A 25,959-nucleotide genomic window follows, 5' to 3' on the forward strand; every position below is an offset into this window, starting at 1 on the left:
CAGTAAACATAATTAGTCCTCCAGTTTACTGCGATCGCGCACCGCGCCCTTGTCGGCACTGGTGGCGAGCATGGCGTAGGCCTTAAGTGCGAGTGACACATAACGCTGGCGACCAATAGGTTTCCACGCCATTGGGCCAAGACTGTGCATTTTTTCGCGGCGAGCATTGAGTTCAACATCGCTTACTGCCAGCTTGATGCTGCGCTTGGGTATATCAATTTCGATGCGATCGCCATTTTCAATCAAGGCGATAGTGCCGCCAGCTGCCGCTTCGGGTGAGACGTGGCCAATCGATAAACCTGAAGTGCCACCGGAGAAACGACCGTCGGTGATCAGCGCACAGACCTTACCTAGCCCGCGTGATTTTAAGTAACTGGTTGGGTACAACATTTCTTGCATACCTGGGCCACCTTTAGGGCCTTCGTAACGGATAACCACCACGTCACCCGCCACCACTTCGCCGCCTAAAATGCCCGCCACGGCATCATCTTGGCTTTCATAGACGCGAGCAGAGCCGATGAAGGTCAGATTAGATTCATCCACGCCCGCCGTTTTAACGATACAGCCGTTCTCGGCCACATTACCCGACAATACGGCAAGGCCACCTTCTTGGCTGAAGGCAAATTCACGGCTACGGATACAACCTTCTTGCCTGTCGTTATCCAGTGACGGCCAGCGACAATCTTGGCTAAAGGCTTTAGTGGTCGGAATGCCCGCAGGTCCCGCCATAAAGAAATGTTTTACTTTTTCATCTTGCGTCTGCATCACATCGTATTTCGCCAATACAGACTTCAAATTGCCACCTTCATCGGCCGCCACATGGAACACATCGGTATGCAGTAATCCGGCTCTGTCTAGCTCACCTAAAATCCCCATCACGCCGCCCGCACGGTGCACGTCTTCCATATGATATTTAGGCGTCGATGGCGCAACCTTACAAAGGTGCGGCACCAAGCGCGACATGCGGTCGATATCCGCCATGGTAAAATCAACATCAGCTTCCTGCGCGGCGGCCAATAAATGCAATACAGTGTTAGATGAACCGCCCATGGCGATATCTAAGGTCATGGCATTTTCGAAGGCTTTAAAGTTGGCGATATTGCGTGGCAATGCCGATTCATCATCTTGATGATAATAACGTTTTGCCAGCGCCATCACCCGGCGACCCGCTTCCAAAAACAGCTCGCGACGATCGGCGTGGGTTGCCAGCATAGAACCGTTACCCGGCAGCGATAACCCTAGGGCTTCGGTTAAACAGTTCATTGAGTTAGCGGTAAACATGCCAGAGCAAGAGCCGCAGGTTGGGCACGCGCTACGCTCAATTTTGGCACTGTCTTCATCGCTCACGTTCGAATCGGCGCCGGCTATCATGGCATCGACTAAGTCGAGCTTGATGAGTTTATCCGACAACTTAGTCTTGCCTGCTTCCATCGGTCCGCCAGACACGAATACCACAGGAATATTGAGGCGCAGCGCCGCCATCAACATGCCGGGGGTGATCTTGTCGCAGTTGGAGATACAGACTAAAGCATCGGCGCAGTGGGCGTTAACCATGTATTCCACACTGTCGGCGATAAGCTCACGTGATGGCAGACTATAGAGCATACCGCCGTGGCCCATGGCGATACCGTCATCGACGGCGATCGTATTGAATTCTTTGGCGATACCGCCCGCTTCTTCGATGGCGCTCGCCACCAGTGACCCCATGTCTTTTAAGTGCACATGACCCGGTACAAACTGAGTAAAGGAGTTAGCAATGGCGATAATTGGCTTACCAAAATCATTGTCTTTCACCCCTGTGGCGCGCCATAGCGCACGGGCACCCGCCATATTGCGGCCTTCGGTACTGGTAGCTGATCGTAACTTTGGCATTGACTGTATCCTTTATCTCAAATCGAAAATCGTATTCTTAATTCACATGGCGAATGCTTAAGCATTCGCCGTTTGTTGCAAGCTCAGCGGTAACAATACCTTACACTGGGTCACATCAATCAGTTTATTCAACTGATTACTTAACAGTTCGATGGCACGTTCGCTATCGACCTCCATATCCAGCGACAGGCTCGCATCGTCATTCATACGCATCTGCATTTGGGTAATCGTAAAGCCTCGATGGCGAGTCACGCGCAAAACACGCTCAAGCACTTCGGGGCGTTGTTGAACCGTTAATTCCAGAGAGTGGATCATGTTTGTTTCTCCATTTCGTCCATCATATCGCTGTTTGATGCGCCGGGGGGCACCAGTGGCCAAACGTTAAAAGCATCGTCGATTGCAACGTGTAACAAATACGGGCCCTTAGCCGCTAACATTTCGGTTAAGGCTTCTTCCACTTCGTCGGAAGAAAAAATCGTCCGGCCGGGGATATCAAAGGCGGAGGCCAATAACACAAAATCTGGGTTATCAGATAAATCCGTTTCGCTGTAACGCTCTTCAAAGAATAGCTGTTGCCACTGCTTCACCATGCCGAGTTTTTGATTGTCGATCAGCACTATCTTCACCGGCAACTTACGGCGTTTGATGGTGGTCAGCTCCTGCACATTCATCATAAAAGAACCATCACCAGAGACAGTCACCACAGTCGCATCGGGACGCGCCACTTGCGCACCAATGGCGGCGGGTAAGCCAAAGCCCATAGTGCCTAAGCCAGCGCTGGACAGGTGATCTTCTGGACGGCGGAACCACATATGCTGGGCCACCCACATTTGGTGCTGGCCCACATCGCAACAAACAACATTGTCTTCGGGTAATTTATTGGCTAAACGGCGCAGCAGCGCAGGCGCATAGATCAAACTGCCGGGGTGTTGATAATCCCATTGATGCTTACGGGATAAATGCTCCACCTCAGCCTGCCAAGGCGTAATGTTCATCGACATGGCTAAGGCGGGGAGGATTTGGCGTAAGTCACCGGCGATTGCCACCTCTGGCATACGTAACTTGCCCAGCTCAGCGGCGTCTATGTCTAAATGGATCACTTTGGCCTTGTCGGCAAAGCTCGCTAAACGGCCGGTGACTCTGTCGTCGAAACGGGCGCCAACCACGATCAGCAAATCACAATCCTGTACCGCTAAGTTAGCCGCTTTGCCACCATGCATGCCTAACATGCCTAAGTAACCTGGCGTGCCGTGGGCGATACTGCCAAGCCCTTTCAAGGTCGCGACCGAAGGTATACCCGTTACTTTGATAAACTCACGCAGTTGATCGACCGCGCCCGCCATGCCCACACCGCCACCGACATACAACATAGGTTGTTTCGCTTCTGCCAACAGCGCACGGGCAGCCTCGATATCACTCATCTCGGCTTGGGGTTCGTTCATGACGGCCAGCAAAGGTGTACGGTATTCGAGGTGAGCGAGTTGGATATCCTTCGGGATATCGACCAACACAGGACCAGGGCGGCCGGATGCGGCGATCTCAAAAGCTTGATACAAGGTTGGGATAAGATCGTTGATGTTTGTCACCATAAAACTGTGCTTAGTGCAGCTCAGTGACATGCCCAGCACGTCGATTTCTTGAAAGGCGTCGGTGCCGATAACGGCGGTGGAGACTTGGCCTGTGATGGCCACGATAGGCACTGAATCTAACAGCGCGTCGGCTAAGGAAGTGATCAGGTTAGTCGCGCCTGGGCCTGAGGTCGCGAAGCACACGCCGGTTTTACCGCTGGCTCTTGCGTATCCTACGGCGGCAAAGGCGGCGCCTTGTTCGTGACGGCTTAAGAGATGTTCAACAGGGCTTCCATAGAGGGCATCGTATATTGGCATAATGGCACCACCTGGGTAACCAAACACTGTGGTGACTCCATGTGCTGCTAACACTTTGATTACCGCGTCTGCACCTCTGATCATCTGCCCTGGTTCCATATTCTCTCTCGCTACGTTAGTCCTGAATTGCCGAAAATCGACGCTAATTTTTTACTCTTTCGAAGCTTAGAACCTTACTCTAGGCCCTGAAACGAAGAACCCCCCGGTCCTTTCGGAGCGGGGGGTTCTTTCGAAACTTTTAACCTTTTAGGTATATCAGTTCGCCATGCGCCGCCCCCGCTGTGATTTAATAATCACGACGGTAATAATCACGAGAATGAGCTTGGCAGCTTGGTTAAACATCAATATGGATTCCTAATCGGTGTTTCTAAAATTGGGATATTGCATGAAAGTTAGTATCGCTTTGGGCTTTGCCCTAGCGCGAGCTATTAGCTTTACCATAAAGCAACGGCCAAACACAATAAAAAATATCTTTTGTCAAAAAAATTCAGCTTCCCTGCCGAGACAATGCAAAACAACAAAGTAAAACGTTAACTGTTGAGCCTCAGTCGGCGCGATTCACCTACTGAACGATAGACTCACTAACTGTGTCGTTTTTGCCCGCTCGACAACCCACTGAACAGGAAAAAATTTGTTTCTCACTAACTGATTTATCACTAAGCAAGCTCAAGATGCGCGTTTCACTATCTTGAGCTTGCTTGGGAACTGAGCTGAGACCCAAGTCCTTTGAGTCTCAACCCTCTCCCCCAATGCTAGGCTTAACTAACTATCACTTAAGCCTCAACAATGCTCTTCATATCTGTCATGTAACCGCGAAGCTCAGCGCCAACATATTCCACTGCCGTTTCACGAATCGCTTCGTTAACAGCGATGAGCGTTAGGTTGTCGACACCGGTTGCGCAGTCTTTCAGGCCAGCACCTAAATACTCAGATGACATGGCATTAACGTAGTCGCGCAGCATAGGTACGGCGGCGTGATTGAACAGGTAGCAACCGTATTCGGCTGTGTCTGAAATCACTACGTTCATTTCGTACAAACGCTTACGAGCAATCGTGTTAGCGATAAGTGGGGTTTCGTGCAGTGACTCGTAATAAGCCGACTCTTCCACAATACCTGCAGATACCATAGTGTCGAACGCCAGTTCCACACCCGCTTTGATCATAGCGACAAGGAAAATACCTTTGTCGAAATAGGTTTGTTCGTCGATATGCTCGCTCGATACGGGCGCATTTTCGAAACCTGTTTCGCCAGTTTCGGCTCTCCAACGCAGTAAGTTCGCATCATCGTTTGCCCAGTCTTCCATCATAGTGCGTGAGAATTCGCCGCTGATGATGTCATCCATGTGCTTTTCAAATAATGGTTGCAGAATTTCTTTTAAATCTTCTGCAATTTCAAATGCTTTAATCTTGGCTGGATTAGACAAACGGTCCATCATGTTAGTGATGCCGCCGTGTTTCAGCGCTTCAGTGACCGTTTCCCAACCTTGCTGGATAAGCTTGGCCGCATAGCCTGGCTCAACGCCATCGGCGATCATTTTCTCGTAACCTAAGATGGCCCCCGTCTGCAACATACCGCACAGAATGGTCTGTTCGCCCATCAGATCCGATTTCACTTCTGCAATGAAAGACGACAGTAAAACACCGGCTCTGTCTCCACCCGTTGCGCTAGCGTAGGCTTTAGCAATCTCTAAGCCATCACCGTTTGGATCGTTTTCTGGGTGAACCGCGATAAGGGTAGGCACACCAAAACCACGTTTGTATTCTTCACGCACTTCAGTACCTGGGCACTTAGGCGCAACCATCACCACAGTGATATCAGAACGAACTTGCATACCCTCTTCAACGATGTTGAAGCCGTGCGAGTAAGACAAGGTAGAGCCTTGCTTCATCAGTGGCATAACCGCGTTAACCACGTTTGAATGCTGTTTGTCCGGCGTCAGGTTAAGCACCAGATCCGCCGCAGGGATTAATTCTTCAAAGGTACCGACACGGAAACCGTTATCGGTTGCTTTTTGCCATGAGGCACGTTTCTGTTCAATCGCTTCAGGACGCAGGGCAAAAGAGATATTCAGACCCGAGTCACGCATGTTCAAGCCTTGGTTAAGACCTTGAGCACCACAACCTAAAATAACAATATTCCAATCTTTGATGTAGTTACAGCCGTCGCTAAACTCAGAACGATCCATGAAACGACATTGGCCAAGCTGTGCTAATTGTTGACGTAAATTCAGAGAGTTAAAATAGTTAGCCATCTGATATACCACCTATAAGTCAGAAATTTTGGACGCAACCAAACTAACATAATGTTACGACTTGGTTGTGATTGAAATCACTATAACCCATGCTTATCATTGCTTAAAATGATATATTCGGAACTTCATATTGCATTATGCGCAACGTCAGCCGCAATAACGCTCAGTAACACTGGCAGCAACATCGGCGGCAATATGCAGCACTCAGGCTCAGGCTCAGGCTAAACAGGATAAGTTATGGATATTCGTACCCTCAAATTGTACCTGCACTTATGTGACAGTTTGCACTTCGCCAAGACGGCGGAGCAGATGCATGTGAGCCCATCAACCTTAAGCCGAGCCCTGCAAAGATTAGAAGAGGAAGTAAACGCTAAGTTGTTAGAGCGGGATAATCGCAGCGTGACCTTAACCCACGCGGGACACGAGTTTAAGCGATTCGCCGAGCAGACCTTGAACCATTGGAGCACACTCAAGCACAGTATCGATCTCAAGCAGGACGTACTGCGCGGTCGGTTAAATCTATATTGCTCGGTCACTGCTGCCTACAGTCATTTACCGGGTTTATTGGATCTATTCCGCCAAGAGCATCCCTTCGTCGAAATCGCCTTAACCACGGGAGATGCAGCCAACGCGCTAGCAGAAGTGCAGCAGAATCGCGCCGATATCGCCATCGCCGCCCTGCCCGATCCTTTCCCCAGCAGCTTACATTTTGCCAAAATCGACGATGTGCCACTGTCGATTATCGCACCGACGATCCGCTGTGCAGTACAGCAACAAGTGAGTCAAACGCCCATCGATTGGTCGAGCGTACCCTTTATCATCCCAGATCACGGCCCAGGACGGCGCCGCGCCGATAACTGGTTCAAACAAATGGGCATCAGCCCTAATATTTACGCCCAAGTCTCGGGACAGGAAGCGATCGCCTCTATGGTAGCGTTAGGTTGTGGCGTGAGCATGAGCCCCGAAGTGGTGATCAATAACAGCCCTGTGCGGGACCGTATTCAGCTGCTCTCGTCGCCGGTGGCGATTCCACCGTTCGAGTTAGGTTGCTGCTGCAAAGTGAAACGGCTTGATGATCCCATCGTTAATGCGTTTTTGGATGTGATTTAAACGGGGAAAGTAATACAAAAAATAAAAGTGCGAGTGAATAGTTTCAACGAGATAGAAAACCGAAACGGCTCTCAAAAAGCTAAAAACTTAGCTGAAAGAGAACCGCTTCACTATCGAACAGTTGTTATCAAATTGGTGCTAACGAACTATTGCCACAAGATTTCTATCGCAAGGCAATCAACACAAGATGACAGGATTACACATCCGGCGAGTTGAGCTTATCAATAGGATCGATACGGGTCACCAATAGCTGATCGACCTTGTACGAATCGATATCGACCACCTCAAATTTATAGCCCGCATAGTTCACGAAATCCGTACGCTTAGGGATTTTACGCAGCATATACATCATAAAACCAGCAATGGTTTCGTAGTTCTGATTATGCGGAAACTCCTCAATACCAAAGGCGCGCATTACGTCGGTAATAGGCGTCACACCGTCGACTAACCAAGAGTTGCTATCACGGGCGATGATCTGCTCTTCGCTCTCGTGCAATGACCAAGCCCCCATTACGGCGCGCTGTAGATCGTTAGTTGTCACAATCCCCACCACTAAGGCGTATTCGTTCATTACCACGGCAAAATCGGCGCGACTATTTTTAAAGTATTCCATCGCTTCTGACAGGCTCAGCGTATCGGGAATGATCAGCGAAGTATGGATTAAGTTACTGCCTTTTAAGATGATATTCTCACCGTTGATCACACGGATCAGCAATTCTTTCGCATCCACGAAGCCTTTGATCATATCCAACTGACCATCGCAGACGAGGAACTTAGTATGGGGATCTTCAGAAATTTTACGCTTGATATCTTCTTCACTGTCTTGCAGTAAAAAGTACACTAAGCTTTCACGGGCCGTCATGGCCGAAGTCACAGAAACGGTTTGCATTTCAAACACATTTTCCATCATCTGTTGCTCACCGCGATCTAGCACCCCAGCTTCGGCACCGGCATTCATGACGGCATAAATGTCGTCGGAGGTGATAGCATCGTTACGCACAGTTGGGATCTGCAGCAGTTTAAAGATACCACTCGCCATGCCATTGAAAAACCATACTAATGGGCGTAATAGTACAATACAGAAAGACATAGGCCCGACAACAGCTAAAGCGACAGGCTCAGGCATCGCCATGGCAATGCGTTTTGGCATTAAATCGGCGACTAAAATAAAGGCGCTGGTTACCGTTATGAAGGATAAAACAAAGCTCAATTGGCTCAGCCAAGGCTCGGCAACTAAAGGGGAAAGCAACTGATAGAAGTAAGGCCGAAATGCCGACTCACCCACAATACCGCCCATGATGGCAACGGCATTAAGACCAATTTGTACTACCGTAAAAAAGCTACCGGGAACAGCTTGTAACTGCAGCACTTTTTCTGCTCGTGCATCGCCCTCATCGGCTAACTGACGTAAACGAATTTTACGTGAAGCGGCAAGTGCAATTTCTGACATAGAGAAAAAACAACTCGCGCCGATTAGACACAATATAATCATCACGTTATCAAAGAGACTCATGTAACACCTTTCATTTAACACTGGACTAACTAGGACCAACTCGCGCTTTATTGCTCGCGAGTCAGTTGAATTCATTGTATTTGAGCAAAGTTTGCTTTGTCTGGTCGCTGCACAACAAGATTGTATTGACCACTTTCACCCCAAAGATGAATGAGCGCTTAGATGACAATCCTTAGGGTGCACTCAGTATATCTGCAAATTCACGAGTTATGCGTGACTCCGCTCTCGCAGCCCACGCATAGCGCTAATGCACTTGCATCATTTAAGTAATGTTTTATGTCGAAGCGACTGAATATACAGCATTTAATTATTTTGCTCGACTCGATGGCATTAGACATCCGAGCGCGGTGGCTTTGATATTGAGCTGCTAGAACGTACATTTAAACCAATAGAATTGACTATGCAGTCGTGGCTTTGCTTAGTTGCGTTACGTAAAATACGTCCAGAATGGCAGCATGGATGTCACTCAGAGTGCATCGCTAAATCGACAATAGGCGACAGATTATATCTCATCTGCCGCCTAATATTACCTCACCTTGAGTAATTTTTATCTTAGCGACTTATCTACAGCTGTGTTTCACATAAATGTTATCAATTAGTTAGCATGATTGAGGACGTCTGTGGCGTGGTGATGCTAACCGAATATGTCTCCAATTTTGCAGCATAGCGCCTAGACTCTTGAAGCTCAGTAGCCAATCCAGCAACGTGTTGGGATATCTTGGCGAAAGAGTAACATCACCTTCAACCGGCTCCCATTAAATCACTTCAACCTCGACTCTATTGCGACCTTTATCCTTAGCGCGATAGAGGCAAACATCGGCGCGGCGTAATACGTCGGCCATCTTAAACCCAGAGATCTTATCTAATGGCAAAAACACGCTGCCAATACTGATCGTCACCACAGCCAAGGGAGATACTTGATGGGGAATATTGAGTTGCTCAACGAGATAACACAGTTGCGTAGCAATAGCCGTTAACTGTGCTGGCGTGACCTGCTCGACGACCAAAGCAAACTCTTCACCACCAATGCGAGCCAATAGAGCATTGTGCGGCAGGATATCGCACTGTGCTAAGGCATCAGCCACCCGTTTAAGCACAGTATCGCCTTCAAGATGACCATAAGTGTCGTTGTAGGATTTGAAATAATCGATATCTAACATTAACAATCCCGCTGGAGTGTTAGCTTGTAGCACAGTAGCTAATCTTTCGGTAAAGGGTCGTCTATTAGCTAAGCCAGTTAACTCATCGGTTTCAGCCATCACCTTTAATTGGCTATTCGCGGCAACCAGCGCTTGTTGTAGCACTATCATCTGACGCTCTTTCTGTTCGCGTAGCAGTAACTCGTTCAATGCGGAGGCGAATTGGGTCAGCATATTCTTTTTCTGGGCGTTCCAATTTAATGGCCGCGACACAGTCGACAGCGAGAGCAATCCCAATAACTCCCCAGCATTTTTAATCGCAAAGGCGGCAATCGAACATATCCCCACGGATTTCATTACCTCATATTCCTGTGGTGAAAAAGCCTTTAACGCCTCAAGATCCTCAATCACTAAGGTCGATTCCGTCTCGAATTTTTTAGCCAGTTGAGCAATATTATCTACCGAAATCACTTGGACCTTATTTGCGTGTAAGTCACTGGTCCAAAAGCTGCGGTAATAGGCATGCTGCTGATTGAATTCGAGAAGACTCACCCTTTCAACATCAAATAACTGACCTATTTTGTGGCATACCTCAGTTAAGGTTTTATCCACATTGCAGGTATCTATGCTCAAAAATTGCAACGAAATCTCAGCCAACAATTGATTCGACTGCGACTGCCAATCTAATTCTTTAGTTCGTTCTTTGACTAAGTCAGACAATAAATGCTGCTGTTGTTGCAGTGCACGTTGCTGACGTTTATTGATGGCTAAATCATTACGTATCCTTTGATACATACCCTTAAGTGACAATGCCACATGGGCTATTTCATCGGGTCTTGCGGTTACAGTCTCGGGCACAGATAACTTTTTTAACGAGTTAAGATTGATTTTATTAGTGAAATCTTCCAGTGCCGACAATCTATCTGTCACCATGAGTCGCACTAAGGTCAAAATCAAATAAATCATCAATAGGGTCTTTAACCCATTACCGAGCACGATAAAAATCAACTGCCGCCACAGCTCGTAGTAAAGCCGATTGGTATCTAACCCTACGGTCAAAGTCGCTATCGACTGCTCTTGATAGGTCACAGGATAGTGAAATAGAGTTTGCGACTCGTCATCGGTTAACAAAGGTTTACCCAGATGCATAGTGACGCCATCGATACTGTCTAAATGTACACTCGACACTAATGGCATCATCCCCAGTCCAGAGAGCAAATCCGATAACAAGCTACGGTCGACGTCCCACAGTGACTTCGCCACGCTTGGCAAAATAGATTCTGAATACTCGCGGATATCCGAAGTCGCATTATCGATACTATCCTGATAGTTCCAAATCAACTGTACCAGCATAGTTAACACAGCAAAAAACGAGCTCACCCCAATAATAATCAGCGTCATCTTGTGGCTAATAGAATGATTATGATGCTTCATGTACACCTGTTATTACACCTTGAGGGGCAACTTATTCAAAATCTGAGACTGGAAAATCTGTGGCCAATCTCGAGCAACTAACATTTGATAAAATGCCGAATCTGGTTGCAAAACACCGAACAAAGCAACATTGTCATAGGGGAGATATTTTTTATGCTGCTGATAATATTGCAATTCGACCAAACCTAAAGCGCCAACCAAAAAATGCCCGCCACCAATAACACTCACAGAGTGCTGGCGACAAAGCTGTAAAATCTCAGGTGAAGTATTGATCGTACCAACAAATACATCTTTACCAGACACCAAACCTTTTTCCTTCAATGCCTTAAGCACCCCAATCGCCATACGATCACTGGCGGTCCAAATCACATTCAGATCAGGATAACGATTCAGCAGGGTTAACGCTTGCCCATAAGCCACAGCCTCACTCCATTGGCCATAAACCGTTTGAGTCAGAGTGGCATTGGACTGCATAAAGAAATAGTCACTGGCGCCTTGGGTTCGTAGCACTGAAGCAGGCGTCGATTTATCGCCCGAAATCAACAGAACTTTAGCCGCCTTTCCTTCTAAATCGTCCATTAAGGCCTTAGCGGTCGCCGAACCAATAGCGTAATTATCGGGAATAATGGCGGGTAACAGATATTCTTGCCAATGGGGATCTTGCAGCAAGGCATCACGCTCGCCAGGGGAAATATCATTTAAAATCAATTGCACATAGACAGGGTGAGGATAAAGCGCCTGTAGCATTTTTATCGCGGATTGTTTTTCATTAACCAGAATAACGTAATTAGGTAACGCCTTTGCAGAAGCTAACAACTCATCGAGTTGAGTGATCATCTTGAAGTGATTGCGATCGGAATGAATGATATCGAGTTTAATATCGAGTGTCGTCGATGCCGCCAACATCAATTGGTCGACATCTCCCCAAAAACTGTCATCGACAGCCCCAGGATTAAAAAAAACCACATCGAGTTTTGCCCATGCTGCCCCACCAAAACCCGCAGTACAGATAAACACACACGCTAACATCCACGAACGCATAGGCGAGTTCTCCTCGACCATGTTCCCTCAAATGTCATCCTTCACAAGAGGTCACTTTATTATTATCGATTCACAACCTTGTTACCGCATCGCCGCCCAAAATGTTGCTAAAATCGGCAGCAGATGTTTCGATTAAACCACAAAATGATACAAAGTATACTTTATATGCTGACTATTTATTCCAACACCCTGTCGGTATATGGGGTTCGAGTGGCTCAGTAGCAGAATGTTTATGGGGATGTAAGTAGCGGCCTTATGGTCAGTCTTGCGACCTAACCACGGAGAAAATGACGGGGACTTAAAAGGAATACAAGTTAGAACTCAGACGTTAATGCAGCCTAGCGGTCAAATTGAATCAAGGTCGTGGGGAGGGGACCATGATTTTCAGTGGAGGGTAAACCAAATGAGACTGCTCATCGATGCCCTCATATAATCGCATAGGTTGACTAAACTCTATTAACTGATTTAAATAATTAAATATAACTATCAATCACTTAATCTATTCAGTCGTAATCATTTCTCCCAGAATCAATCCTTTATAACTCATATTCATTCAAAGGCACTAAATTGTGCTTGCGACTCTTCTTCTAATCCGTCGCAACATACACCTTCAATCGTCTCGGTGTACTCCAATTGCTGTGTAGCCCGCATCGCCAAACAAAAAGGTTGGCAGTAGCCAACCTTTCAATGAACTAATAATCATATATGCAGTAAATGCGATCGAATTCTCCTAACGCTAAATCGTCCCGGTGAATAATAAAATTCAATTGCATAGAATGCTCACTGTAGACGACTTTGAACAGTACTAGATAATCTTCGGCATTGCCGCCTAATTCAGCTGCGGCGCGGAGTTCGGGTGCTTTATAGCGGCTATCACCATGGCCATTAATGCAGGCTATCCCATCGTAATAGGGCAGCGGCTGCTCGGGGACCAGCAATACCTGCAAGTTGGATGACTGCCAGTCGGTATTAGCCCATTGCGATTGAGTGAGAATCTGACCAGGGATAAACCCCTGCTCATTCAATTGTATCAGCTCATAGCCCTTGAGCTGATCTTGCCACTCTGGTGCCAATTCATCATCCACAACCGCTAGGGCCTCCAGCACCATAGCTTGTTGCGGTTCTGGTAGCGCTTGTAAACGTGCCTTGGCTAACTTTACTAAATGCGGGTTGTCACTATTAATCATGTCAGGGGCTATCATCTTAATGCTGGCAATTCCCTGAAGTTGATAAGCCTCTTCATACTCATAGTTTGCACATACCGCATCGTCGAACTTAGGTTCGGCAATCGCTTTTCCAGAGTTCAGTTGCTGATCCTCTGCGACATAATAGACATGGCCGCGAAGCATTTCCGAGAATCGCCAGCGCTCCAAAAAGAACAACAATCGCCCTTCTCGAGGCAAATAAGATTGAAACGCCTTCAGGTCGCTGCAGTTGAGCTGTGCGATAAATTGCATGGGCACACGGAAGGCTTGCGCCGCCTCGTCCCAATCCCAATTATGCTCCTCATCAGTCTCCCAATCGTCCTGCCAGTCCTCCCGCCAATGCTCATTAATAAACTCGCGGGTATGGCCAAAGCTCTCAACATAGCCATCCAACATCTCCTCCCTTCCGACCAACGTCACCGGATAATCCATGCCAACAGGCAAATCCGGCAATCCACCCAGTCGGCTATTACCTAACTGGGCATAGTCTTCGATTGCACAGGGATAGAGATCGACACTACTTCGAATAAATGCCGAAAGCGTATGGGCAAGATGCGGGTCTTTAAACTGCGCCAACTTTTGCTCTAGCAGCTGCTGACGAATGGGGGAATTTTCTGCTAACAACATATCCATATTTACCTCACGACTCCAATATTTGTTTTTTTATCATTTCTATCAACTATTTGCCACCTTCAAATAAGGCAAATTGCTAAACCTATCACACGATTAGCAAAGCCGGAGTCAACGGCTTGCTAATGAGAAGGGCAACGACCTAGGCGATAGGAAACCCCTCCCATTAATTACTGCTACACTCAAATTCAGCGCAAAAAAATTAACAAAAGGATTTGTTTATGGCGATAGCCTGTGTCAATACCCGAGCCAGTTGTGGAGTCGAAGCTCCTCAAGTCACAGTTGAAGTGCATCTCAGCAACGGCTTACCAGCATTTAATCTTGTAGGCTTACCCGAAGCTTCGGTAAAAGAAGCCCGTGAGCGAGTACGCAGTGCCTTGATCAATGCGGGATTCGAGTTTCCAATGCGGCGGATAACAGTCAATCTCGCGCCAGCTGATTTACCTAAACAAGGTGGCCGCTACGACTTACCCATCGCCGTGGGCATATTGGCCGCTTCGGAACAGATTCCCATTAACAGTTTAAAAAATATCGAGTTTGTCGGCGAGCTGGCACTGTCAGGGCACATACGTTACTGCCAAGGGTTATTGCCCGCGATTATCGCTGCGAAGCGCCAAGACCATACCTTGGTCTTACCGCTAGATAACCGCCATGATGCAGAGCTAGTCGGCTATCCCAATGTGTTGTTTGGCTCGCATCTGCAAAGTCTAGCCGCGTATTTACAAGGGCAAAACCAACTACCAACACTGGCGCCACAGTTAGAATGGGTAAGCCAAGAGACACCCGAGTCCCATACTTGCCTGAGCGATGTGATTGGCCAATATCAGGCCAAGCAAGCACTCGAAATTGCCGCTGCGGGTAACCACAACCTCTTGATGCTAGGCCCGCCGGGTACTGGCAAGACCATGCTTGCCAGCCGCATGATGGCGCTATTGCCCGCGCTCAATTATGAGGAAGCGTTAGAAGTGGCGGCAATTCATTCCGTTGCAGGACTCGACATTAAACCGCAGCATTTTTTACAGCGACCATTTAGGGCACCGCACCACACGAGTTCTTCAATTTCCCTCGTGGGCGGTGGCAGTATCCCAAAACCTGGGGAGATCTCCCTCGCCCATCGCGGTGTATTATTCTTGGATGAAGTGGCTGAATTTCCGCGTAAAGTCTTAGATTGCCTGCGCGAACCGATGGAAACCGGCGAAGTGGTGATTTCCCGCGCCGCCGCTAAACTGAAATTTTTGAGTCGATTCCAATTAATCGCAGCGATGAATCCTAGCCCTAGTGGCGACTTGGATAGCCATCATAGATCCAGCCCTGAACAAATCCAACGTTACCTTGCGCGGCTTTCAGGTCCGTTTCTCGATCGTTTCGACTTGACCATAGAAGTGCCCAAACTTCCCGCGAGCACCTTGACTCAAGCCGCGCCGCAGACAGAAACCAGCCAAGATATAGCCAAACGAGTTAAGCTAGCACGTGAGCTACAACTCGCCCGTGCTGGTGTGCTCAATAGCGAACTTACAGGGAAACAATTGAAACGCTTCAGCGGACTCAGTGATGCTGATTTAATATTTTTGGAGCAAAGCGTGGTGAAGCTTGGCCTTTCGGTTCGCAGTTTTCATCGTATACAAAGAGTCGCCCGCACTATCGCCGATCTTGAACAAGCACCTAACACCGAACGCCGTCATCTTGCCCAAGCACTGGGTTATCGTGCTATGGATAGGTTGCTAGCACGACTATCCCAGCAATATTGAGTCAGCAGCTTTACAGTGAAGATGAACAAATGCACCGACCAGCAGTGCCTAAGATTGAGCCAAACGCCTACACCGAGTAACATAGGCCTCCAATTTTTGTCAGGGGGCTCGGATGGGAATGCTGTTTTCACAGATAAAAGGCTGTATTGCATTTTTAGGTTACGTTATAAATACCGTCTTTTGGACTATCCCAATCGTGTTAATCAGTTTTATAAAACTGATACCTATCAGTCCATTAAGGACTGCGACTAGTCATGTGCTCGACTTTTGTGCCAGCGCTTGGATCAGCGTCAATGGCGTGATTGAGCGTTGCTTGCATCCCGTTAAAATAGAACTGAGTGGTGACACCGACTTTTCCACTAAAGAGTGGTATATGGTGATTGCCAACCACCAGTCTTGGGTCGATATCCTGATCCTGCAGCGGATTTTTAACCGAAAAATCCCTTTCTTAAAGTTTTTCCTCAAGCAAGAGCTGATTTTTGTGCCCGTATTAGGCCTAGCTTGGTGGGCACTCGATTTTCCTTTTATGCGTCGTTATAGCACAGCACAGTTGCGTAAGAACCCTAAGTTAAAGGGCAAAGACATTGAAATTACACGTAAAGCCTGTGCTAAGTTTAAGGCTAAGCCTGTGAGTGTGATGAACTTTGTCGAAGGCACGCGCTTCAGCAAGGCTAAGCATCAAAAACAAAACTCACAGTTCCAACATTTGCTAAAACCTAAAGCGGGCGGAATGGCCTTCGCGCTATCAGCCATGGGTGAACAGATCCACAAGCTAGTCGATGTCTCCATTTACTACCCAGACGCAGTACCGAGCTATTGGGACTACCTGACAGGTAAGTTGCCAAGCGTTAAAGTACACATCAAGGTCTCCGATATTGATCCTGCAATGCGCGGCGATTATATGAATGACCGCGATTTTAAAATTGGCTTCCAAGAACAACTGAATCAACTCTGGCTCACTAAGGATCAAGTGTTAAGCCAACTCGCTAGCCAAGCGAATAAAGAATAAAGGTAACGCCACTATGTTGAATTTCCTGCCTGGTTCAGTATTGTTTATTCTGAGCTTAAGCTTGCTGATCATTAATACCGCCGTTTGGGGCTCGCTTATCAGCATTGGCGGATTAGTGAAACTTGTGATGCCAGCACAAGGTGCGCGCAATGCGGTGACTACGGTCATGAACCGTTTTATGTGGGCTTGGGCCTGCTGCAACGGTGGCATTTTGTATTTGATTGCTAAAATTGAGTGGGATGTCAAAGGGCTCGAAGGACTCGATAAAAACAGCTGGTATTTACTGATCAGCAACCACCTCAGTGGATTCGATATCGCCGCGCAAACTTACGTGCTACGTAACCACATCCCTATGCTGAAGTTCTTCCTCAAAAAAGAACTCGCCTATGTGCCCATCATGGGCCTAGGATGTTGGGCGCTGGATATGCCATTTATGAATAGAACCAGCCCAGCAAAACTTAAAAAGAATCCAAAGCTTAAGGGCAAAGATTTAGCGACCACACGCCGCGCCTGTGCCAAGTTTAGCAATATGCCCACCTCAATCATTAACTATGTTGAAGGCAGCCGTTTTACCCAAGATAAACATCAGCGCCAAAACTCGCCTTATCAACATTTGTTACGTCCTAAAGCGGGTGGTATCGCCTTTACCTTATCAGCCATGGGCGAACAATTTACTAACCTGCTGGATATGACAATCGTCTACCCAGATGCGCCTGAAGATATTCTGTTTGGGGTAATGAATGGTAAGGTCAGTAAGATTATTGTGCGAATTAACGCCCTGCCCGTGCCCCAGGTCGATGCGGCACGTTATTTCTCTGAGTCTGAGTACCGCGTCGAATTCCAACGCTGGTTAAACCAAGTGTGGGCGGAAAAAGATCAACAAATTCATGCTTTACTCCAAACACATCAAAGTGTGAACAATAAGGCCACCAGCCCCAATCACACTCAAGCGAGCTAGATCTGCTCAGTTCTTTTCTAACTTTGCTCTAGTTCGGCAACCAATGCCGCTGCAGCGGATAACTCAAATTCATTGAATACGGTTATCCCTGCGGCGCTGAGTTTTTCAGCCGTTAATCCCTGTCCCGCGATTAATTGCTTCGCAAATTGACCATCGTAAATCTGCTTATTACCACAGGATGGACTGCGGGCTTTTAGGATCGCCACTTTAATGCCTTCTTGCTGCGCCAGCTTAAGGGCGAGATCGGCTCCCAGACTAAAAGCGTGGGTCACATCCTCACCCTGAGCGGTTAAGATACGCTGCCCAACCCGCTCCGCTGGCGGTCTAGGTGTTGGCAAACCGCCTGCACATTCGGGACAAATCGCCACAATCCGCCCTTGCTCGAGCCACGTTTGCACCAGCTCGCTCTCCATCAAGTTATGGCCACCGTCGTAGCGCACCGCTTGTCCGAGTAAACAACTGCTCACTAACACTTTTTCCACTGTCATCCCCAAATGTCTCATTCCGCCCATAGCATAACGCGAAGGATAAACATGCCAAATGCATTTGGACGATTTCCCCCAAAACCATCAACATCCGCAACGAGGTTGGAAGGTTAAAACCATGCCATTGTTGACAATTTAATATTTAAACATTCATAACATAAAATATTAATAACGAGATAATAAAAATAAAATGATAAAAATCAATGGCAAAAACAGAAAGTCATTGAAATATAGACTTACGTCTAAGTAAACACATTGTTGACAATCCACCAAGGGAGGGCTATTTTTTACCCATTGTCGACAATCCTATTAATAGTGATGCGCTCTATGTTGAAGCAAGACACGACGTTCGTTTCTGATGACACTCAAGTTTCCCACCTGCATAAGGTCAAATCGACCTCGGCAGATAAAACGTCGACCACATTAGCCGATCAAATTTTGGTGCAGATCCAAACCAGCATCATCAAGGGCGAACTGCCTGCGGGCAGCAAGATTAACGAGCAAGCACTGGCCGAAAAATACGGCATCAGCCGCGGCCCGACCCGCGAAGCACTGCAAACCTTAGAAAGACAACGTTTAGTGGTGCGTGCGCCCCATGTTGGTGCCCGCGTCGCCCAGCTAACAGTGAGTGAACTTAACGATTTATATCAACTACGTAGCGTACTTGAAGGCATGGCCTGCGAACTCGCCGCCAGCCGTATTACCCCAGAACAATTAGCCAAACTAGAAGATCTGCTCGCAACGCAAGAAGCGGCGCTCGCCAAGGGTGATACTTACTTCCAAGAGGAAGGCGATGTCGATTTCCACTACCAAATTATTCAAGCCAGCGGTAACAAGCATCTGCAGGAAACCTTAGTCGGTGGTCTGTATCACTTGCTACGTATGTACCGCTACCAGTGCACTAATAAAAATCGTCCCGTGAAAGCGATTGCCGAGCACAGACGCATAGTCGAAGCCATTGCCCAGCGCGATGGTGAGTTGGCCAGTTTGCTGATGCGCCGCCATATAGAACAAGGGCGTAAAAATACCGAATTACGCTTAATTGAATTGCAAGCCAATGCAGCCGCAAAAGAAACCTTAGCCAACATTAGCTAAGTTCTTACGGCTCAATATGCCCACTTCCCATAAAATGGAAAAGGATAAAACCATGACTCAAAGCGCAGGATTACGTTTTCGCCAAGCTCTTGCTAAGGCCAAACCGTTACAAATCGTTGGTACCACCAATGCCTATTTTGCCTTAATGGCAGAGCAAACTGGCTTCCAAGCCTTGTATCTTTCGGGCGCTGGCGTTGCCAATGCTTCCTACGGTTTGCCTGACTTGGGCATGACCTCAATGAATGACGTGCTGATTGATGCCGGCCGCATCACCTCCGCCACGCAGGTGCCTTTATTGGTAGATATCGATACTGGCTGGGGCGGCGCATTCAACATTGCTCGTACCATCAAAGAATTCGAAAAAATCGGCGTCGCTGCTGTGCACATGGAAGACCAAGTGTCGCAAAAGCGTTGCGGTCACAGACCCAACAAAGCAGTCGTGAGCATTGAAGAAATGGTCGATCGCATTAAAGCGGCCGTCGATGCCCGTACCGATCCTAACTTTGTGATCATGGCGCGTACCGATGCGGTCGCCGTGGAAGGTTTAGAAGCGGGTATTGAACGTGCTCAAGCGTATATCGCCGCCGGCGCCGACATGATCTTCGCCGAAGCCTTAACTGAGCTAGACCAATATCGCCATTTTAAAGCACAGGTAAAAGCACCGATTTTGGCGAACATGACTGAATTTGGTCAAACCCAATTGTTCAATAAAGAAGAACTCGCCGAGGCGGGCGCCGACATGGTGCTTTATCCACTCGGTACTTTCCGTGCAGCCAACCAAGCCGCACTGAACGTCATGCAAGCGCTGATGAATGATGGTCATCAACGCAACGTGCTAGACACTATGCAGACCCGTAAAGACTTGTATAAATACTTGGGCTACCACGCCTTTGAAGACAAGTTAGATCAACTGTTCAGCCAAGATAAATAACCGAAAAGCTGCAACCCTACAGGGTTTGGCGTTAAAACAGATTTAGCGTTAAACAAATTAAATAAAAAGTGCAGCCTTAACCAATAAATGCCGGCGAATAAGTGCTCTGAAATGAGCACTGAAATCCGCCAGCAATAACCAAACAGAGTTAACGGAAGGGAAGGATTATGTCAGAAGCTAAAAAACTAAGCGGTGCAGGATTACGTGGCCAGAGCGCAGGCGAAACCGCATTGAGCACAGTGGGCGTGTCAGGCTCGGGCCTAACGTACCGCGGTTATGATGTGAAAGATCTCGGTGAAAATGCCACCTTCGAAGAAGTCGCCTACCTTATTCTTTACGGCGAGCTGCCCACTCAAGCCCAGCTTGATGCCTACAAAACCAAACTCAAAGGCCTTCGCGGTCTGCCGCAAGCATTAAAAGAAGTATTGGAGCGCATTCCCGCCGACACTCATTCTATGGATGTGATGCGTACTGGCTGCTCTATGCTAGGCAACTTAGAAGCCGAGCACAGCTTTAGCGAACAGAGTGAAATTACCGACCGTTTACTCGCCGCATTCCCATCGATCATCTGTTACTGGTATCGTTTTAGCCACGATGGCGTGCGTATCGATACTGAAACCGATGACGATCAAATTGGCGCACACTTCCTCCACTTATTACATGGCAAAGCGCCGTCGGCACTGCATGCTAAAGTGATGGACGTATCGTTAATTCTTTATGCAGAACATGAATTTAACGCATCAACCTTTACCGCCCGCGTATGCGCTTCAACCTTGTCAGATATGCATTCATGCGTCACTGGGGCGATTGGTTCACTGCGCGGCCCGCTGCATGGCGGCGCGAACGAAGCGGCGATGGAACTCATTCAAGATATGAAAGATGAAGCCGATGCGCGCGACATCTTAATGGGCAAACTCGAGCGTAAAGATAAGATCATGGGCTTCGGCCACGCAATTTACCGCGACAGCGATCCACGTAACGCCATCATCAAAGAATGGTCAGAAAAACTGGCGGCTGCCAACGGTGACGACCGCCTATACCGCGTATCAGTTGCCTGCGAAGCCCTGATGTGGGAACAGAAAAAACTCTTCTGTAATGCTGACTTCTTCCATGCCAGCGCTTACCACTACATGGATATTCCGACTAAGTTGTTTACGCCAATCTTCGTGTGTTCACGCATCACAGGCTGGGCGGCGCACGTGATGGAGCAACGCTCTAACAACCGCATCATCCGCCCGAGTGCCGATTATGTGGGCGTTGCACCGCGCAAAGTGGTACCGATTGCCAACCGTTAAGCAAAATTGACCACACTTGGCGTGAGATTTCACTCAATGTAAGTCTCGCGCCAACTTCATTTTCCGAAATGGATGATGTTATGAGCACTGCTATGAATACCCAATATCGCAAGCCCTTACCCGGCACTCAACTCGATTACTTCGATACCCGCGAAGCCGTAGAAACCATTCAAGCTGGCTCGTATGCCAAGCTGCCTTACACCTCGCGCGTTTTAGCTGAAAACTTAGTCCGTCGCTGCGATCCGGCCGTTTTGACCGACTCGCTAAAACAGATTATCGAATCTAAGCAAGAACTGGATTTCCCTTGGTTTCCTGCCCGCGTGGTGTGCCATGATATTTTGGGGCAAACCGCTTTAGTTGACCTTGCAGGTCTGCGTGACGCTATTGCCGCTAAGGGTGGCGATCCCGCCAAAGTGAACCCTGTTGTACCAACACAATTAATTGTGGATCACTCACTCGCTGTCGAATTTGGTGGTTTTGATAAAGACGCCTTTGCCAAAAACCGCGCCATCGAAGATAGACGCAACGAAGACAGATTCCACTTTATTGATTGGACGCAAAAAGCCTTTAAAAACATTGATGTTATCCCTCAGGGTAACGGCATCATGCACCAAATTAACTTAGAACGTATGTCGCCTGTGGTGCATTCACGCAATGGCGTGGCCTTCCCCGATACCTTAGTCGGCACCGATAGCCACACGCCGCACGTTGATGCGCTCGGCGTTATCGCCATAGGTGTCGGCGGCTTAGAAGCCGAAAGCGTGATGCTGGGCCGCGCATCCTATATGCGTCTACCGGACATTATCGGTGTGAAGCTCACGGGCAGGCCGCAGCCTGGCATTACGGCTACCGATATCGTATTAGCCTTGACCGAGTTTCTACGCGCACAAAAAGTCGTCTCTTCTTACTTAGAGTTCTTCGGTGAAGGCGCAGCGGCGCTGACATTAGGCGATCGCGCCACGATTTCGAATATGACACCTGAATTTGGCGCCACTGCGGCCATGTTCTACATCGACCAGCAAACCTTAGATTATTTGACCTTAACGGGCCGCGAAGCCGAGCAAGTTAAACTGGTTGAAACCTATGCCAAAACCGCAGGTTTGTGGGCCGACAGCTTGACCGAAGTGCACTATCCACGCGTACTGCATTTTGATTTATCTTCGGTGGTGCGCACCATTGCAGGGCCATCAAACCCACATGCACGGGTGCCAACATCAGAATTGGCTGAGCGCGGAATTAGCGGCGTAGTCGAAAACGAGCCCGGCTTAATGCCCGATGGCGCTGTGATTATCGCGGCGATTACCAGCTGTACTAATACTAGTAACCCACGCAACGTGATTGCCGCAGGTCTCATTGCCCGCAACGCCAACGCTAAAGGCTTAAGCCGCAAACCTTGGGTCAAAACCTCACTCGCCCCCGGCTCAAAAGCTGTGCAGTTGTATTTGGAAGAAGCCAAGCTATTGCCTGAACTTGAACAACTCGGTTTTGGGATTGTTGGATTTGCCTGCACGACGTGTAACGGCATGAGCGGCGCGCTGGATCCTGTGATTCAAAAAGAAGTGATCGACCGCGACTTGTACGCCACCGCTGTGTTATCGGGTAACCGTAACTTCGATGGCCGTATTCACCCCTATGCCAAACAAGCTTTCTTAGCATCGCCGCCATTGGTCGTCGCCTACGCAATTGCCGGCACCATACGTTTCGATATCGAAAAAGATGTGTTGGGATTAGATAAAGACGGCAACCCAGTCAAACTTATCGACATTTGGCCATCGGATGAAGAAATCGATGCCGTGATTGCCAAAAGTGTTAAACCTGAGCAGTTCCGTAAAGTGTACGAACCCATGTTTGATTTAGCCGTCGATTATGGCGAACAAATCAGCCCGCTGTACGATTGGCGCCCGCAATCTACTTATATTCGTCGCCCTCCTTACTGGGAAGGCGCATTGGCCGGAGAGCGCACGTTAAAAGGCATGCGACCACTGGCGGTGCTGGGTGACAACATCACCACCGACCATTTATCGCCGTCGAACGCCATTATGATGGACAGCGCCGCGGGCGAATACCTGCACAAGATGGGCTTGCCGGAGGAAGACTTTAACTCCTACGCCACCCACAGGGGGGATCACTTAACCGCCCAGCGCGCCACCTTTGCCAATCCCAAGCTTAAAAACGAAATGGTGCTGGTTGATGGCAAAGTACAACAAGGCTCACTGACGCGTATCGAGCCAGAAGGCCAAGTGACCCGTATGTGGGAAGCGATTGAAACCTATATGGAACGTAAGCAGCCGCTGATCATCATAGCGGGCGCAGATTACGGCCAAGGTTCGTCCCGTGACTGGGCCGCCAAAGGCGTGCGTTTAGCGGGGGTTGAGGCCATTGTTGCCGAAGGTTTCGAGCGTATTCATCGCACTAACTTAGTCGGTATGGGCGTGTTGCCACTGGAATTTAAAGCCGGTGACAACCGCGCCACCTATGGTATAGACGGCACCGAAGTGTTCGATGTGCTCGGCATTCCAGCGCCAAGAGCAGACTTAACTGTCGTTATCACCCGTAAAAACGGGGAGCGCATCGAAGTGCCAGTCACATGTCGTCTCGATACCGCCGAAGAAGTGTCTATCTACGAGGCCGGCGGCGTATTGCAGCGTTTTGCTCAGGACTTTTTAGAGTCGAATCTGAAGTAAAACTCGCTTTCAACAGGTGGCGACTCCACACGTGAATCGCCACCTTTGATAGCAACGCTAACCTGTATCGCTATTCCCCTTGGAGTTAATAGCATGAGTAAGAATTTTTTCCCGCCACAAATCAAAGTCGCCGCGACTTATATGCGCGGCGGCACCAGCAAGGGCGTGTTTTTCCGTCTGCAGGATTTACCTAAAGCCGCACAAGTTGCAGGTCCTGCACGTGATGCCTTGTTACTACGAGTGATAGGCAGCCCAGACGCTTACGGTAAACAAATCGATGGCATGGGTGGAGCCACCTCGAGCACCAGCAAAGCCGTGATCCTCTCCCCTAGCACCCAAACCGATCACGATGTCGATTACCTCTTCGGCCAAGTGGCGATCGATAAACCTTTTGTCGATTGGAGCGGTAACTGTGGCAACTTGACCGCCGCTGTCGGTGCCTTTGCCATCAGCAATGGCTTAATTGATACGGCCCGTATTCCACACAATGGCGTCTGTACAGTCCGAATTTGGCAAGCCAACATAGGCAAAACGATTATCGCCCATGTGCCCATCACCAAGGGTGAAGTGCAAGAAACCGGTGATTTTGAGCTCGATGGTGTGACCTTTCCTGCCGCCGAAGTGCAAATCGAGTTTATGAACCCGGCTGCCGATGAGGATGCCAGCAGTGGCGGTGGCAACATGTTCCCTACGGGCAATCTTGTCGATGTGCTAGAAGTGCCGGGCATTGGCAACTTTAACGCTACTATGATCAACGCGGGCATTCCCACCATTTTTATCAACGCAGAAGACTTAGGCTACACAGGCACTGAGCTACAGGATGATATTAATAGTGACAATGCCACCCTTGCCAAATTTGAAACCATTCGCGCCTATGGCGCCGTGCGTATGGGCTTGATTTCGCATATTGATGAAGCAGTTGCACGCCAACACACGCCTAAGATCGCCTTTGTCGCTAAACCTAAAGCCTATGTGTCATCGAGCGGCAAAACCGTCAATGCAGATGAAATTGACCTACTGGTACGCGCCTTGTCTATGGGCAAACTGCACCACGCAATGATGGGCACGGCTGCCGTTGCGATTGGTACGGCGGCGGCAATTCCCGGCACTTTAGTCAACTTAGCCGCAGGCGGAGACACTCACAAAACGATAGATGCTGTACGTTTCGGTCATCCCTCAGGCACCTTGCGCGTTGGCGCTGAGGCAAACTTAGTGAATGGAGAATGGACGGTTGTCAAAGCCATTATGAGCCGCAGCGCCCGCGTGCTGATGGAAGGTTTTGTGCGGGTGCCCGCTGCGTAACTTTATCTAAGTAAAACAGTTCAACCAAAGACCTTGCTTCTCCCCCTTCCGGCAAGGTCTTTTTTCTATTCTCGCCCATCATTTTAATCTGCTTCGCCCGTATTTGTCTTAGCATGATATGTTGACATACCTGAAACAATGCTAAGATCCTTTAGCAAAAACGCCAGAATACAAACTCGTCATAAAAAGAATATTGGCAGTAAAACGGTACAGTTAATATATTGCATGATCTATTACAGAATCGTGCCCATCGATTTTGGTTATTTTTAAACCAAGTCAGCAATTTAAGTCGCATTTTTACAGCAAAATGGCATGTAAGGTCTAGGCTAAGAACTAAACTAAATAGAAACCTAATCAGGATGGGTCCGTT

Annotated in this window: 18 protein-coding genes; 9 read left to right on the top strand and 9 right to left on the bottom strand. The window is 48.4% G+C overall.

The genetic code is table 11. The features are described 5' to 3' along the window. Nucleotides 1-12: 12 nt before the first annotated feature. From ilvD to ilvC, 4 genes are all read right to left on the bottom strand, one after another. Nucleotides 13-1,872, bottom strand: a complete 1,860-nt coding sequence (gene ilvD / locus HGO26_RS14300) for a dihydroxy-acid dehydratase (protein WP_168825974.1) — start codon at nucleotides 1,870-1,872, stop codon at nucleotides 13-15. A gap of 57 nt (nucleotides 1,873-1,929) precedes the next feature. Beyond that, nucleotides 1,930-2,187: an acetolactate synthase 2 small subunit gene (ilvM, locus tag HGO26_RS14305; protein WP_006083459.1), complete on the bottom strand. Its 258-nt coding sequence runs from the start codon at nucleotides 2,185-2,187 to the stop codon at nucleotides 1,930-1,932. After that, nucleotides 2,184-3,857 (bottom strand): acetolactate synthase 2 catalytic subunit, encoded by a 1,674-nt coding sequence (ilvG, locus tag HGO26_RS14310; RefSeq protein WP_168825976.1) that lies wholly within the window; start codon nucleotides 3,855-3,857, stop codon nucleotides 2,184-2,186. The genes ilvM and ilvG overlap by 4 nt, the downstream gene beginning before the upstream one ends. Nucleotides 3,858-4,531: 674 nt before the next feature. Next, nucleotides 4,532-6,010 carry a ketol-acid reductoisomerase gene (gene ilvC / locus HGO26_RS14315; protein ID WP_105250470.1) on the bottom strand — a complete coding sequence of 493 codons (1,479 nt, stop codon included), beginning with the start codon at nucleotides 6,008-6,010 and terminating at the stop codon, nucleotides 4,532-4,534. A 237-nt stretch (nucleotides 6,011-6,247) separates the two neighbouring features. On the opposite strand from ilvC, the gene ilvY reads away from it, so the two are divergent. Further along, the gene (ilvY, locus tag HGO26_RS14320; protein ID WP_105250471.1) at nucleotides 6,248-7,120 is read left to right on the top strand and encodes an HTH-type transcriptional activator IlvY; all 873 of its coding nucleotides are present in this window, start codon (nucleotides 6,248-6,250) and stop codon (nucleotides 7,118-7,120) included. A gap of 196 nt (nucleotides 7,121-7,316) precedes the next feature. Here ilvY and paeA read toward each other — a convergent pair whose 3' ends face one another. The 4 genes from paeA to HGO26_RS14340 form a co-directional block, all read right to left on the bottom strand. Beyond that, entirely contained in the window at nucleotides 7,317-8,633 is a 1,317-nt protein-coding gene (paeA, locus tag HGO26_RS14325; RefSeq protein WP_105250472.1) for a polyamine export protein PaeA, read from the bottom strand. Between the two features lie 755 nt (nucleotides 8,634-9,388). Further along, a complete protein-coding gene (locus tag HGO26_RS14330) occupies nucleotides 9,389-11,173 on the bottom strand; it encodes a GGDEF domain-containing protein (RefSeq protein ID WP_105253010.1) in 1,785 nt (594 codons plus the stop codon). 45 nt (nucleotides 11,174-11,218) lie between these two features. Continuing rightward, nucleotides 11,219-12,247: an ABC transporter substrate-binding protein gene (locus HGO26_RS14335; protein ID WP_168825978.1), complete on the bottom strand. Its 1,029-nt coding sequence runs from the start codon at nucleotides 12,245-12,247 to the stop codon at nucleotides 11,219-11,221. A gap of 692 nt (nucleotides 12,248-12,939) precedes the next feature. After that, the gene (locus HGO26_RS14340; RefSeq protein ID WP_168825980.1) at nucleotides 12,940-14,085 is read right to left on the bottom strand and encodes a DUF1963 domain-containing protein; all 1,146 of its coding nucleotides are present in this window, start codon (nucleotides 14,083-14,085) and stop codon (nucleotides 12,940-12,942) included. 218 nt (nucleotides 14,086-14,303) lie between these two features. Between HGO26_RS14340 and HGO26_RS14345 the strand changes: the two genes are divergently transcribed. The 3 genes from HGO26_RS14345 (at nucleotide 14,304) to HGO26_RS14355 (ending at nucleotide 17,797) form a co-directional block, all read left to right on the top strand. Next, nucleotides 14,304-15,830 (top strand): YifB family Mg chelatase-like AAA ATPase, encoded by a 1,527-nt coding sequence (locus tag HGO26_RS14345; protein WP_168825982.1) that lies wholly within the window; start codon nucleotides 14,304-14,306, stop codon nucleotides 15,828-15,830. A gap of 112 nt (nucleotides 15,831-15,942) precedes the next feature. Continuing rightward, nucleotides 15,943-16,839 carry a 1-acylglycerol-3-phosphate O-acyltransferase, YihG family gene (locus tag HGO26_RS14350; protein ID WP_105250476.1) on the top strand — a complete coding sequence of 299 codons (897 nt, stop codon included), beginning with the start codon at nucleotides 15,943-15,945 and terminating at the stop codon, nucleotides 16,837-16,839. A gap of 13 nt (nucleotides 16,840-16,852) precedes the next feature. Next, nucleotides 16,853-17,797, top strand: a complete 945-nt coding sequence (locus HGO26_RS14355; protein ID WP_168825984.1) for a 1-acylglycerol-3-phosphate O-acyltransferase, YihG family — start codon at nucleotides 16,853-16,855, stop codon at nucleotides 17,795-17,797. A gap of 17 nt (nucleotides 17,798-17,814) precedes the next feature. Here the strand turns inward: HGO26_RS14355 and HGO26_RS14360 are convergent, their stop codons facing one another. Further along, entirely contained in the window at nucleotides 17,815-18,279 is a 465-nt protein-coding gene (locus HGO26_RS14360) for a 2-thiouracil desulfurase family protein (RefSeq protein WP_425596661.1), read from the bottom strand. 330 nt (nucleotides 18,280-18,609) lie between these two features. On the opposite strand from HGO26_RS14360, the gene HGO26_RS14365 reads away from it, so the two are divergent. The 5 genes from HGO26_RS14365 to prpF all read left to right on the top strand — a co-directional run bounded on the left by HGO26_RS14365 (nucleotide 18,610) and on the right by prpF (nucleotide 25,589). Then, on the top strand, nucleotides 18,610-19,377 hold the full coding sequence (locus tag HGO26_RS14365; protein WP_168825988.1) for a GntR family transcriptional regulator: 768 nt from the start codon (nucleotides 18,610-18,612) through the stop codon (nucleotides 19,375-19,377). Between the two features lie 52 nt (nucleotides 19,378-19,429). Next, a complete protein-coding gene (gene prpB / locus HGO26_RS14370) occupies nucleotides 19,430-20,308 on the top strand; it encodes a methylisocitrate lyase (RefSeq protein ID WP_006084450.1) in 879 nt (292 codons plus the stop codon). A gap of 167 nt (nucleotides 20,309-20,475) precedes the next feature. Next, the gene (gene prpC / locus HGO26_RS14375) at nucleotides 20,476-21,603 is read left to right on the top strand and encodes a bifunctional 2-methylcitrate synthase/citrate synthase (protein WP_168825990.1); all 1,128 of its coding nucleotides are present in this window, start codon (nucleotides 20,476-20,478) and stop codon (nucleotides 21,601-21,603) included. 80 nt (nucleotides 21,604-21,683) lie between these two features. Next, nucleotides 21,684-24,287, top strand: coding sequence for a Fe/S-dependent 2-methylisocitrate dehydratase AcnD (acnD, locus tag HGO26_RS14380; protein ID WP_168825992.1), 2,604 nt, complete (start codon nucleotides 21,684-21,686; stop codon nucleotides 24,285-24,287). Nucleotides 24,288-24,380: 93 nt separating this feature from the next. After that, entirely contained in the window at nucleotides 24,381-25,589 is a 1,209-nt protein-coding gene (gene prpF, locus HGO26_RS14385) for a 2-methylaconitate cis-trans isomerase PrpF (protein ID WP_168825993.1), read from the top strand. Nucleotides 25,590-25,959 lie beyond the last annotated feature (370 nt).

The sequence above is a fragment of the Shewanella oncorhynchi genome, from assembly GCF_012584455.1.
GTDB classification, from domain to species: Bacteria; Pseudomonadota; Gammaproteobacteria; order Enterobacterales; family Shewanellaceae; genus Shewanella; species Shewanella oncorhynchi.